This is a genomic window from Pseudomonas sp. Leaf48, assembly GCF_001421885.1.
In the GTDB taxonomy this organism is placed as follows: Bacteria; Pseudomonadota; Gammaproteobacteria; order Pseudomonadales; family Pseudomonadaceae; genus Aquipseudomonas.
The window spans coordinates 50,615-61,738 of record NZ_LMLH01000007.1 but is presented as its reverse complement, the minus strand read 5'-3'; the positions used below and the strand labels follow the sequence as shown (position 1 = coordinate 61,738).

Annotated in this window: 11 protein-coding genes; 6 read left to right on the top strand and 5 right to left on the bottom strand. The window is 61.3% G+C overall.

From position 1 onward, the window contains the following. Positions 1 to 19 precede the first annotated feature (19 nt). Together ASE98_RS07375 and ASE98_RS07370 are read right to left on the bottom strand one after the other, a co-directional pair. Positions 20 to 1,186 carry an MFS transporter gene (locus ASE98_RS07375; RefSeq protein ID WP_060540732.1) on the bottom strand — a complete coding sequence of 389 codons (1,167 nt, stop codon included), beginning with the start codon at positions 1,184 to 1,186 and terminating at the stop codon, positions 20 to 22. Positions 1,187 to 1,220: 34 nt separating this feature from the next. Further along, complete coding sequence (locus ASE98_RS07370) at positions 1,221 to 1,523, bottom strand: ArsR/SmtB family transcription factor (RefSeq protein WP_060540731.1); 303 nt, start codon at positions 1,521 to 1,523, stop codon at positions 1,221 to 1,223. Positions 1,524 to 1,693: 170 nt separating this feature from the next. On the opposite strand from ASE98_RS07370, the gene ASE98_RS07365 reads away from it, so the two are divergent. Continuing rightward, complete coding sequence (locus ASE98_RS07365) at positions 1,694 to 2,272, top strand: acyl carrier protein phosphodiesterase (RefSeq protein WP_060540730.1); 579 nt, start codon at positions 1,694 to 1,696, stop codon at positions 2,270 to 2,272. A gap of 147 nt (positions 2,273 to 2,419) precedes the next feature. On the opposite strand, the gene ASE98_RS07360 is transcribed toward ASE98_RS07365, so the two are convergent. Continuing rightward, the gene (locus ASE98_RS07360; protein WP_060540729.1) at positions 2,420 to 3,211 is read right to left on the bottom strand and encodes a lysophospholipid acyltransferase family protein; all 792 of its coding nucleotides are present in this window, start codon (positions 3,209 to 3,211) and stop codon (positions 2,420 to 2,422) included. Then, positions 3,211 to 3,966, bottom strand: a complete 756-nt coding sequence (gene olsB, locus ASE98_RS07355; protein ID WP_060540728.1) for an L-ornithine N(alpha)-acyltransferase — start codon at positions 3,964 to 3,966, stop codon at positions 3,211 to 3,213. The genes ASE98_RS07360 and olsB overlap by 1 nt, the downstream gene beginning before the upstream one ends. 155 nt (positions 3,967 to 4,121) lie before the next feature. Between olsB and ASE98_RS07350 the strand changes: the two genes are divergently transcribed. The 5 genes from ASE98_RS07350 to ASE98_RS07330 all read left to right on the top strand — a co-directional run bounded on the left by ASE98_RS07350 (position 4,122) and on the right by ASE98_RS07330 (position 8,526). Next, positions 4,122 to 5,009, top strand: a complete 888-nt coding sequence (locus ASE98_RS07350) for an acyl-CoA dehydrogenase family protein (protein WP_060540727.1) — start codon at positions 4,122 to 4,124, stop codon at positions 5,007 to 5,009. Positions 5,010 to 5,187: 178 nt separating this feature from the next. Then, positions 5,188 to 6,282, top strand: a complete 1,095-nt coding sequence (locus ASE98_RS07345; protein WP_060540726.1) for a serine hydrolase domain-containing protein — start codon at positions 5,188 to 5,190, stop codon at positions 6,280 to 6,282. Further along, positions 6,279 to 6,608: a hypothetical protein gene (locus ASE98_RS07340; protein ID WP_060540725.1), complete on the top strand. Its 330-nt coding sequence runs from the start codon at positions 6,279 to 6,281 to the stop codon at positions 6,606 to 6,608. Before ASE98_RS07345 ends, ASE98_RS07340 begins: the two co-directional genes overlap by 4 nt. Before the next feature lie 168 nt (positions 6,609 to 6,776). Next, positions 6,777 to 7,367, top strand: coding sequence for a YceI family protein (locus tag ASE98_RS07335; RefSeq protein WP_060540724.1), 591 nt, complete (start codon positions 6,777 to 6,779; stop codon positions 7,365 to 7,367). 1 nt (position 7,368) lies between these two features. Further along, entirely contained in the window at positions 7,369 to 8,526 is a 1,158-nt protein-coding gene (locus ASE98_RS07330) for a phospholipase D-like domain-containing protein (protein ID WP_060540723.1), read from the top strand. A 131-nt stretch (positions 8,527 to 8,657) separates the two neighbouring features. Here ASE98_RS07330 and bglX read toward each other — a convergent pair whose 3' ends face one another. Continuing rightward, positions 8,658 to 10,949, bottom strand: a complete 2,292-nt coding sequence (gene bglX / locus ASE98_RS07325) for a beta-glucosidase BglX (protein ID WP_060540722.1) — start codon at positions 10,947 to 10,949, stop codon at positions 8,658 to 8,660. Positions 10,950 to 11,124 lie beyond the last annotated feature (175 nt).

Below are 11,124 nucleotides of genomic sequence, written 5' to 3'. Positions count from 1 at the left end.
CTCGTGAGGTAATGGTCAATCAGTTGGTAGCAGTTGCCAGCTCGGGATTGCCGCTCTGGCGGAAAGTAATCAGGGTCACCAGCAGGGCGAGTACCGCCAGTGCGGCTGCGGCCAGTGGTACGCTGGTCAGGCCGAATCCGTGGGCGATCACGCTGCCGCCGACCCAGGCACCCAGCGCATTGCCGACGTTGAAAGCGCCGATGTTCAGGGTCGACACCAGGTTCGGAGCGGCCTTGCCGAAGGTCACCACGTTCACTTGCAGTGCCGGTACGGCGGCGAAACAGGCGGTGGCCCAGAGGAATAGGGTAATTTCCGTCGGAATCACGGCGACGCTGGTCCAGGTCAGTACGGTAGAAACCACGGCCATGGCGATGAAGACACCGATCAGTGTCGCGGCCATGCCTTTGTCCGCCAGCTTGCCGCCGATGATGTTGCCGACCGTCAAGCCCAGGCCGATCAGCATCAGGCTCCAGGTCACGCCACGGGGCGAGACGCCGGTGACTTCGCCCAATAGCGGCGCGACGTAGGTGAACAGGGTGAATACCGAGGCGGCGAACAGCGCGGTCATGCTCAACGACAGCCAGATTCCGGCGCCCTTGAGTGCGGCCAGTTCGGCGCGCATGTCGAGCTTTTCTTCATCGCGCTTGGCGGGCAGGAAACGGATCAGGCCAATCAATGCGATCACACCGATCACGGTGACGGCCCAGAAGGTCGAGCGCCAGCCGGCTTCCTGACCCAAGGCAGTACCCAGTGGCACGCCAAGGACATTGGCCAGGGTCAGGCCGGTGAACATCAGTGCCACGGCCGATGCGCGTTTGTTGGCTGGCACCAGGCCGGCGGCCACCACCGAGCCGATACCGAAGAACGCGCCATGGCACAGGGCTGTCACTACCCGGGCGAACATCAGCACGTTGTAGTCGCCGGCGACGGCACAGAGCAGGTTGCCGATGATGAAAATCCCCATCAACGCCACCAGGGCGGCCTTGCGCGGCAACCGGGCGGTGGCCAGGGCCATGAACGGCGCACCGATGGCCACGCCCAGGGCGTAACCGGTCACCAGCCAGCCGGCGCCGGGGATCGACACACCGAGATCGGCCGCCACGTTGGGCAGCAAGCCCATGATGACGAACTCGGTGGTGCCGATGGCGAAGGCGCTCAAGGCCAGGATGAGTAGCGAGAGGGGCATGTTTAAATTCCTGTTGGCTGGCTGACGTTAAGGGTCAGAGCTCATTACTGAAGGTTTTGAGGAACTCCTGAATGGTTTCCTCATTGCGTTTGAAAAAATGCCACTGGCCGACTTTGCGGCTGCTGATCAGGCCGGCACGTTGCAGGGTGGCCAGGTGTGCGGACACCGTGGACTGCGACAAACCGCAGCGTTGATCGATCTGCCCGGCGCAAACGCCGTGCTCGTTGCTGTGGGACTGATCGGGAAATTCGACGGTCGGGTCCTTGAGCCAGTGCAGGATTTCTCGCCGTACCGGGTGTGCCAGGGCTTTTATTATTTCGTCGAGATTGATGGTCATGGTGTGGGCTCGTGATGAGTGAAACGCTATATCGCGATGAAGCGAACTTTAAATCGATATTTCGCGATATACAAATATGATTTGGCTCTGACCAGCTCATAATTCGCTATATCGAGTTATAACGATATGTTGAGTGTAACAATGCAGGGGGGCAGTGCTAAGCTGCGCCCATGAACTATCTCGCACATCTTCACCTTGGTGGCCAGCGTCCCGGGCAGTTGCTTGGCAGCCTGTATGGTGATTTCGTCAAGGGGCGGCTGCAGGGGCAATTCGATCCGGAGATCGAAGCGGCTATCCAGTTGCATCGCAGCATCGACGTTTTTACCGATCGCCATCCCTTGGTGGACGTCGCGCTGTCGCGGTTTTCCCTCACACGCCGACGTTACGCCGGGATTGTGCTCGACGTGTTTTTCGACCATTGCCTGGCCCGGGACTGGGCGCTGTATGCCGACCGGCCATTGCCGCTGTTCACCGCGGACGTTTACCGGGCGCTGTCCAGCGAACGGCAGTTGCCGGAGCGTCTGGCGAAGATCGCGCCGCATATGGTGGCCAACGATTGGTTGGGGTCGTATCAGCAATTCGAGGTGTTGGAGCAGGTGCTGCGCGGGATTTCGCGGCGATTGACCCGGCCGGAAGAGCTGGCGGGTGCGATGCAGGAATTGCGCGTGTTGTATGAACCGTTGAGCGAGGATTTCAGCTTGTTCTACCCGCAGCTTCAGGATTTTGCGCAGAACTATCCAACAGCATAACCGCCCCTGTAGGAGCGAGCATGCTCCGGGCGGCGTTCCGACGATGGTCGTTAACGATAACGCGGGGAGTCTGATTCCCCGCGGTGTGCTTGACTCCATCGTCGGAACGCCGCCCGGAGCATGCTCGCTCCTACAAGGGTTATGTGTTTATGCGGCGATGGCGGGGCGCATCGGTGCTCGTTGCGGTTCGACAATTTCACCGAACAACACCTTCTGCACCGCCTGCTGCGCCTCGAACGCCAGCGCCGCCCGTTCCCGGCCCTGGCAATCGATCGGCTTGAGCAGATGAATCTCCACGTCGCCGCGCTCATTGGCAAACAGACGCATCAGGTGCGAGAGCAGATCATCATCGCCAATGAACGGTGCCAGCGTATCGGGCTCACCGTCACGCACATAACGAATCGCCACCGGCTGCAGTGCCACCTCGGAGTCGATGGCGGCAGACAGCAGGCGACCGTGAAAGGTACGCAATGACCGGCCATCGGTGGTGGTGCCTTCCGGGAACATCAGCAGCGGGTGAGCCTGTTCCAGATGGCGGGTCATCTGCTTGCGGATCAACTGGCTGTCGCCCGACCCGCGCCGGATAAACAGGCTGCCAGCCTTGGCCGCCAGCCAGCCGGCCACCGGCCAGGTGCGCACTTCGGCCTTGGACAGGAACGACAGCGGCGTGAGCATGCCCAGCAGCGGGATGTCGGTCCAGGAGACGTGGTTGCTGACCCAGAGCATGGGTGTCGTTGGCAGTTCACCCTGAACAGTTACGTCAAAGGGCAGGGCATTGCTCAGGCGCGCCATGAAAAAACGCGACCAGCGCTGACGACGCTCCATCGCATGAGCCATTCCCAGGCGCTCGAACAAGCCGAACACGCAGGCCATGCTCAGGCCCAGTCCGACCACCAGCAGCACTCGCGCGATCCGCGCGTACACCCGTAACCGGCTCATTACACAGCCGCCTTGAAGTGCTTGGCATAACGCGGGCAGAGTTCGTCACGCTTGAGCAGGATGAACACGTCGGCGACCTGGAAGTCTTCGTCCCAGCAGGGTTCGCCGCAGATTTTTGCGCCCAGGCGCATGTAAGCCTTGAGCAGCGGCGGCATCTCGGCGATTACGTTGGAAGGGATATCGAGGGTCGGCAGTGGATTTTTCGGCTCGGCCCGCAGGTGCTCGGTGCACAGGTAGCGTTCGCGCAGGCGCTGCATGATCGCGTGGGCCTGCACGCCGCCATCCTGCATCGGGATGCTCGCGCAACCCATCAGATAGCTGTAGCCGCCCTCATTCAGCACTTCGGCCAGTTCACCCCAGAGCACGGCGATGGTGCCGCCATTGCGGTAGGCCGGGTCGACGCAGGTGCGGCCGATCTCCAGGATCGGGCCTTGCAGGTGCACCAAACCGTGCAGGCTGAATTCTTCTTCGCTATAGAACTTGCCCAGGCTGCTCGCGGCGCTATGATCGAGCAAGCGGGTGGTCGCCACCAGGTGTCCGGTGTTCAAGTCGCGTACACCGATGTGTGCGCAGTGAGCGTCATAGTCATCCATGTCCAGACCCAGTTCAGCACCCTTGAGCCTGGCGTTGAATTCGCCGCTGAACACGTTGAAGCGCAAGGCCTGGGCTTGCTGCAATGCCTCGGGCCCGACCAAGCGTTCGGCTTGCAGGCGGCGTTGGTTGCCAGTGTCGCTGATACGGGCGATTTGAGTCATGACGAATCTCCGTGCAGGCTGCTCACCCGTCTTTGGGCTACAGCGAATCGACTTTCATTGTCTAGCCGTGTTGTGCAAGGTCAGGCTATGTAGCCCCGGTGTCATCGCCATTAAGCTTTGGTGATGCTTATATGACAGCTCACAAGGAGTCCCTTATGCCCTGGCAAACCCTGCTCAAACGCCGTGAACGCTTGCCCGCCAACCCCGACCTGGCCGAAGGTTTCGCGACGTTGCTACAACAATTGGGTACGGTCACGCCGTTCGAGTTGGCGGTGGCTGGCGGACGGCTGATGGCGACGCCGGGGCTGGCGTTTCTGGTGGGCTATCAAGCTGCGCTGCGCATGCTCTGGCCGAGCGCGCCGGCGAGCCTGGGCGCGTTATGTGCGACCGAGCAGCGCAGCCTGCGTCCGGCAGACATGCAAACCCGGCTGACGGGCTTGCGCCTGAGCGGGCGCAAGGATTTCGTCACCGCTGGCGATGCCGCCGACTGGCTGTTGATCGCCGCTCGCAGTGAAGAGCCCGGCCAGGAGCCGCGCCTGAGTCTGGCGCTGATCTATCCCGATGAGCCGGGCGCGCGAGTGGAAAAACTCCCGGCGATCCCGTTGATGCCCGACATCAGCCATGGCCGCCTGTTTCTGGATAACGCACTGTGTGAATTGCTCGCGGGGGATGGCTGGGATGCCTACGTCAAACCGTTCCGCACCCTGGAAGACGTCTATGTGTTGAGCGCGATGAGCGCATGGCTGTTCGGCGTCGGACAGGAGTGCGACTGGCCGCAAAACCTGCAGTTGCGTTTGCTGGCGTTGCTGGGCGGGTGTGCGGAAGCCAGCCGCCAGGCCCCGAACAATGTGGTCGGGCATGTATTGCTGGGCGGGTTGTTTGCGCAATTCGACGCACTCAAGGCTGAAGTGAACGAGGCATTGGCCGATGGACCGCCGCAATGGGCGGCGATGTGGCAGCGTGATCAGGCGGTGATGGATCTGGCGGCAGGGGCGCGGAGCAAGCGGTTGGCCAAGGCTCTTGCTGGATCAGCTGTGGATTGACTGGCCCCATCGCGAGCAAGCTCGCTCCCACAGGTTTTGAGTCGTACACAATATCCTGTCCACCCAAGAACCCTGTGGGCGAGCCTGCTCGCGATAGCTATCTGTCAGGTAATACAAATCCCGGAACTGTCATCAACCTCGACTAGGCTCAGCAGGTCATTGCCAAAGAGCCCCCTCCATGCCTAACGGCTTGTCCCTGATTTGCATGTTGCTGCTCAGTCTTCCGGCAAGTGCCGAAAACTGGCCCACCGAGCAATGGCCGACCGGCCCGACCATCACCGGGCCGGCGCTGCAAGCTCTGGAAACCTATGCCTTCCCACCCCGCAGCGAGGCCACCCGCGAAGGCATCCGTACCGACGCCTTGCTGGTGGTTCGCGATGGCCAGTTGATCTACCAACGCTACGCTGGCCCGACCAACGCCGACACCCCGCACCTGACCTGGTCGATCAGCAAAAGCCTGATGGCTACGCTCCTGGGTGTGGCTTATGGCGAAGGGCTGTTCAAGCTTCAGGACCCGGCGGCCAGATTCTACCCGCCACTGAAAAAACACCCGGACATGAGCATCGCCGACTTGCTGCACTGGGCCTCGGGACTGGACTGGCAGGAAGACTATGAATACGCACCGTTGAAATCTTCGGTGGTCGCCATGCTCTACACCCGTGGCCGTGGGGACATGGCCGCGTTCACCGCTGACCATGGACAATATTCGGCGCCGGGCCATGCGTTTCGTTACTCCAGCGGTGACAGCAATCTGTTGGCAGCGGCGTTGAAAAACATGGTTGGCCCGAGTCGCTATGCGGATTATCCATGGACGGCCTTGTTCGAACCCCTGGGGATTCGTCATGCAGTCTGGGAAACCGATGCCACGGGCACGTTCGTCGCATCGTCCTATGCCTACCTCACCGCCCGGGATCTGGCGCGAATCGGTTTGTTGATGGCCCGTGACGGACGCTGGGGCGATCGCCAATTGCTGCCCAGGGACTGGGTTGCGTTCAACCGTGAGCCTTTCGCCCGGTTTCAGCCAGGGCAGGATGAGGCAGTGCCAGGCGGTCACTGGTGGCTCAACCGCGCCGTGGGTGGCGCGTCACAACCCTGGCCAGACGCCCCTGCGGATACGTTTGCCGCGCTGGGTCATTGGGGGCAGGCCATGTACGTGATACCCGGCGAGAAGCTGGTGATCGTGCGCTACGGCGATGATCGCGACGGCAGCTACCGGCACAACGAATTGCTCAAGCTCGCGCTCAAGGCCTTTGCCGGGAAGGTGCAGCCATGAGCCGGCAGGTTTTTGTTCGTCGCCATCCGTTCAGCACGTTTTTACTGATCTTGCTGATCGCCTTGCTCGGCTGGATCTGGCACGAACGGGTGGCTCTGTGGGCATTCCCCGACATCATCAGCGCTTACACAGCCAAGGAATACTGCTCGTGCCGATATGTAATGGGTAACGACGCCGACTACTGCCACAGCTATGTAAAGCAGTGGCTGCCCACCAGTGGTTTTATCGATGACCCTGCCGGCAAGCGCATCACCGTCAGCGGCATGGGCCGCAGCAATAGCGCACAGTGGATGGGTGAGCGACAGGGGTGCCGATTGTTGCCTTGAAAAGCAAGATCAAAAAATCGCAGCCTGCGGCAGTTCATGCTGGAACGTGTGCAGCGGCACTGATCCCTGTAGGAGCTGTCGAAGTCTGCGAACTTTTGATCTTCGGTTTGCAATAGCGCTGTGGGCAGTTAAGGTTCAGCACAGGTTTATCTGTCCCAATGAGTCTTTATGTTCAAGCGGTCCATCATCAAAACCCTCTCCGTCCTGCTATTGACCGGCGCGTCTTTGTCGGCGCAGGCCAACTGGTACCTGGACGGCGAATCCTCACGACTGTCGTTCGTCAGTACCAAAAACGCCAATATCTCAGAAGTGCAGCGCTTTCTGGTGTTGCACGGCAAAGTCGATCCCGACGGCAAGGCCGAGGTAGAGGTCGAACTGGAGTCGATCAACAGCGGCATTCCGTTGCGCGATGAGCGTATGCGCAAGGAGCTGTTCGAGATCCAGACTTTCCCCGAGGCGCTGGTGACCACGCAGATCGACCTGCGCCCGATCAACGACCTCGCCCCCGGCGCGCAGCTGGAATTGCGCCTGCCGCTGACCGTCAACCTGCACGGCAAGCAACATGAGTATCGCGCCGAACTGTTGGCGACCCGCCTCGATGACCGACGTTTTCAGGTGGTGACGCTCGAACCTCTGGTGATCAACGCCGAAGACTTCGATCTGGCGCCAGGCCTGGAAACGTTGCGCAAGGTCGCCGGTTTGTCGGCCATCAGTCTGTCGGTACCGGTGGGTGCGGTACTGATTTTCACGGCGCGCTGACATGGCCGGAGCAATCTTTCCATGGCGTGCAGGCAACCATTTCGAACTGCTGATCGATGGCCCGCAGTTCTTTCCGCGCATGCTGGTGGAGATTGCCCGGGCCCAGGAGCAGGTCGAGCTGGAATTGTATCTGGTGGAGGCCGGTGCCTGCGCCGAAGCCATGGTGCAAGCGCTGGTGCAGGCCGCCGAGCGTGGGGTGCGGGTGCGCTGCCTGTTCGATGATTACGGCAGCCTGGCCTTCACCCTGGCCCTGCGCCAGCGCCTGACGGCCGCCGGGGTGGAGCTGCGTTTCTATAATCGTCTGAACTGGCGGCGTTGGCTGGGCAATTTCTATCGCGATCACCGCAAGCTGTTGCTGGTGGATCAGCGCCTGGCCGTGGTCGGCGGCACCGGTGTCACCGATGAGTTCTGGACGCCCGGTGAAGAGGTCAGCGAATGGCATGAGGTGATGGTGGAGATCACCGGCCCGCTGGTCCTCGACTGGCAGTTGTTGTTCGACCGGCAGTGGATCGCCAACCGCCATCGCCGCGCGTGGAAACCGGCGTCGCATTTCGGCTTGCCGCGTCTGCCGCGAGTGCCGTCGGCGGGTGAGGGCATGGGCCGGGTGACCTATGCCGATGCCCGCCAGCACCGGGACATTCTGCAATCTTTGATTCGCGCGCTGAACAGCGGCCAGCAACGGATCTGGCTGGCCACACCGTATTTCCTGCCGACCTGGAAGGTTCGGCGCTCATTGCGCCGGGCCGCTTCCCGTGGCGTCGACGTGCGCCTGCTGCTGACCGGGCCGCGCACCGATCATCCGTCAGTGCGCTACGCCGGGCATCGTTATTACCCACGACTGCTTAAAGCCGGCGTGCAGATCTTCGAATACCAGCCGTGTTTCCTGCATTTGAAAATGGTCCTGATCGATGACTGGGTCAGCATTGGTTCGTGCAATTTCGATCACTGGAATCTGCGTTTCAACCTGGAGGCCAATCTTGAGGCACTGGACCCCGGGTTGACCCGGGCGGTGGCGGCAAGCTTCGAACGGGACTTTGCCTTGAGTCAGCAAGTCAGCCTGGAGGCATGGCAACGCCGGCCATTGTGGCGGCGGGTCAAGCAGCGGATGTGGGGGTGGGTGGATCGGCTGGTGGTCAATCTGCTGGATCGGCGCGGCTAGCGGGTACCCCGAAAACCAATGTGGGAGCGGGCTTGCTCGCGAAGACGGCCTGACATTCAACATCTTAGTTGACTGTCAGGCCGTCTTCGCGAGCAAGCCCGCTCCCACAGGTTTTAGCGGCGTTTGATTGATTACAGCAGCTCAAAGCTCTGCTGCGTCACGTCCTGGGAATCCAGGCCGATCTGCACGTTGAACTTGCCCGGCTCCGCGCCGTACTTGAGCTGGGTGTTGTAGAACTTCAGGTCATCTTCGGTGATGGTGAAGTGCACGACTTTCTGTTCGCCGGCCTTGATCATCACTTTCTGGAAGTTCTTCAGTTCCTTGATCGGACGGATCATCGAACCGGTCACGTCCTGGATGTACAGTTGCACCACGGTCTCGCCGTCACGCTTGCCGGTGTTTTTCACCGTGACGCTGGCGTCGAGCTTGCCGGTCTTGTTCAGGGTGGTCGACGACAGGGCCATGCCGCTCAGGCTGAAGTCGGTGTAGCTCAGGCCGTAACCGAACGGAAACAGCGGGCCGGTGGTGTCATCGAAATACTGCGAGGTGTAGTTGCCCGGTTTGCCCGGCGTGAACGGCCGGCCAATGCTCAGGTGGTTGTAGTAGGTCGGAATCTGCCCCACCGAACGCGGGAAGGTGATCGGCAGCTTGCCTGACGGGTTGTAGTCGCCGAACAGGACATCGGCGATGGCGTTGCCGCCTTCGGTGCCGCTGAACCAGGTTTCCAGGATCGCGTCAGCCTGTTCCTTCTCTTCGAGGATCGACAGCGGACGGCCGTTCATCAGCACCAGTACCAGCGGTTTGCCGGTGGCCTTCAGGGCGCGGATCAGCTCGCGCTGGTTTTGCGGGATGTTCAGGTCGGTGCGGCTCGACGACTCGTGGGACATGCCACGGGATTCGCCGACAGCAGCCACCACCACATCGGCATCCTTGGCGGCTTTCACCGCTTCGTCGATCAGCACGTTCGCCGGACGCGGGTCATCCACTACTTCCGGGGCGTCGAAGTTGAGGAAGTTCAGGTAACCGAGGATTTTCGGGTCGCTGGTGATGTTGGCGCCACGGGCGTAGATCAGTGTCGATTTGTCGCCCAAGGCGTTGGTCATGCCGTCGAACAGGGTCACCGATTGCGCAGGACGACCGGCGGCGGCCCAACTGCCCATCATGTCGATCGGTGCCTTGGCCAGCGGGCCGACCAGGGCGATTTTCGCGTTTTTCTTCAGTGGCAGGGTTTCGTTCTGGTTTTTCAGCAATACCAGGCTGCGGCGTGCAACATCCCGGGCCTCGGCGCGATGCAGGCGGCTGTCGGCGTAAGTGTCGACCGGATCATCCTCGGCCTTGCCGATGCGCAGGTACGGGTCCTTGAACAGGCCCATGTCGTACTTGGCGTCCAATACCGCACGCACGGCGTTATCGATGTCGCTCTGCTGGATCTCGCCAGCCTTGAGCAACCCCGGCAATTCCTTGCCGTACAGGGTGTCGTTCATGCTCATGTGGATGCCGGCCTTGATCGCCAGCTTCGCCGCTTCACGACCATCGGCGGCGACGCCATGCTTGATCAGTTCGAAAATCGCGCCGTGGTCGCTGACGGCCAGGCCCTTGAAGCCCCAATCCTTGCGCAACAGGTCGTTCATCAGCCAGGTGTTGGCCGTGGCAGGCACGCCATTGACCGAGTTCAACGCGACCATCACACCGCCGGCACCGGCGTCGATGGCGGCGCGGTACGGCGGCAGGTAGTCCTGGTACATCTTGACCGGGCTCATGTCGACCACGTTGTAGTCGCGCCCGCCCTCGACCGCGCCGTACAAGGCAAAGTGCTTGACGCTGGCCATGATGCTGTCGGCTGCGTTTGCGCCGCTGCCCTGGAAAGCCTTGACCATTACGCCGGCAATGCGCGACACCAGGTAGGTGTCTTCACCGAAGCCTTCGGAGGTGCGGCCCCAACGTGGGTCACGGGAGATGTCGACCATGGGCGCGAAGGTGATGTCGAGGCTGTCGGCCGCGGCTTCTTTGGCGGCGATGCGCCCGGACAGGCCAATGGCGTCCATGTCCCAGCTCGACGCCAGGGCCAGCGGGATCGGGAAAATGGTGCGGTGGCCGTGGATCACGTCGTAGGCGAAGAACATCGGGATCTTCAGGCGGCTGCGCATGGCCGCGTCCTGCATCGGACGGTTTTCCGGGCGGGTGATCGAGTTGAATGTGCCGCCGATGTTGCCCGCCGCGATTTCCTTGCGGATCATCTCCCGGGGCATTTCCGGGCCGATGCTGATCAGGCGCAACTGGCCGATTTTTTCATCGAGGGTCATTTGCTTCATCAGGTTGCTGACGAAGGCGTCCTTGTTTTCCAGGGGTGCGGGCGTCGTAGCGGCCAATACGTTATGACTGGCCAGGCTGACAAGCAGGCCCAGCAAACACAGCTTCTTCATGAATGTTTTTCTCAAGGGCTCAAACGGCGATACACACGCCGGCCAGCCAAAATTTAGGGAGCGACTATTGTTGTTCGGGTGCTGCTTGAAAAAACGACAGCCGAAACCCGCAGGCGTTTTCACGCAGGGCCTCTTTTTAGCCCATTGGCCCGTTGCAATCCAGAGGCGCGGCCGA

Excerpts from the sequence above, each read along its gene's own strand:
- ASE98_RS07375 (WP_060540732.1), bottom strand. The coding sequence starts at position 1,186 with ATGCCCCTCTCGCTACTCATCCTGGCCTTGAGCGCCTTCGCCATCGGC.
- ASE98_RS07370 (WP_060540731.1), bottom strand. The coding sequence starts at position 1,523 with ATGACCATCAATCTCGACGAAATAATAAAAGCCCTGGCACACCCGGTA.
- ASE98_RS07365 (WP_060540730.1), top strand. The coding sequence starts at position 1,694 with ATGAACTATCTCGCACATCTTCACCTTGGTGGCCAGCGTCCCGGGCAG.
- ASE98_RS07360 (WP_060540729.1), bottom strand. The coding sequence starts at position 3,211 with ATGAGCCGGTTACGGGTGTACGCGCGGATCGCGCGAGTGCTGCTGGTG.
- olsB (WP_060540728.1), bottom strand. The coding sequence starts at position 3,966 with ATGACTCAAATCGCCCGTATCAGCGACACTGGCAACCAACGCCGCCTG.
- ASE98_RS07350 (WP_060540727.1), top strand. The coding sequence starts at position 4,122 with ATGCCCTGGCAAACCCTGCTCAAACGCCGTGAACGCTTGCCCGCCAAC.
- ASE98_RS07345 (WP_060540726.1), top strand. The coding sequence starts at position 5,188 with ATGCCTAACGGCTTGTCCCTGATTTGCATGTTGCTGCTCAGTCTTCCG.
- ASE98_RS07340 (WP_060540725.1), top strand. The coding sequence starts at position 6,279 with ATGAGCCGGCAGGTTTTTGTTCGTCGCCATCCGTTCAGCACGTTTTTA.
- ASE98_RS07335 (WP_060540724.1), top strand. The coding sequence starts at position 6,777 with ATGTTCAAGCGGTCCATCATCAAAACCCTCTCCGTCCTGCTATTGACC.
- ASE98_RS07330 (WP_060540723.1), top strand. The coding sequence starts at position 7,369 with ATGGCCGGAGCAATCTTTCCATGGCGTGCAGGCAACCATTTCGAACTG.
- bglX (WP_060540722.1), bottom strand. The coding sequence starts at position 10,949 with ATGAAGAAGCTGTGTTTGCTGGGCCTGCTTGTCAGCCTGGCCAGTCAT.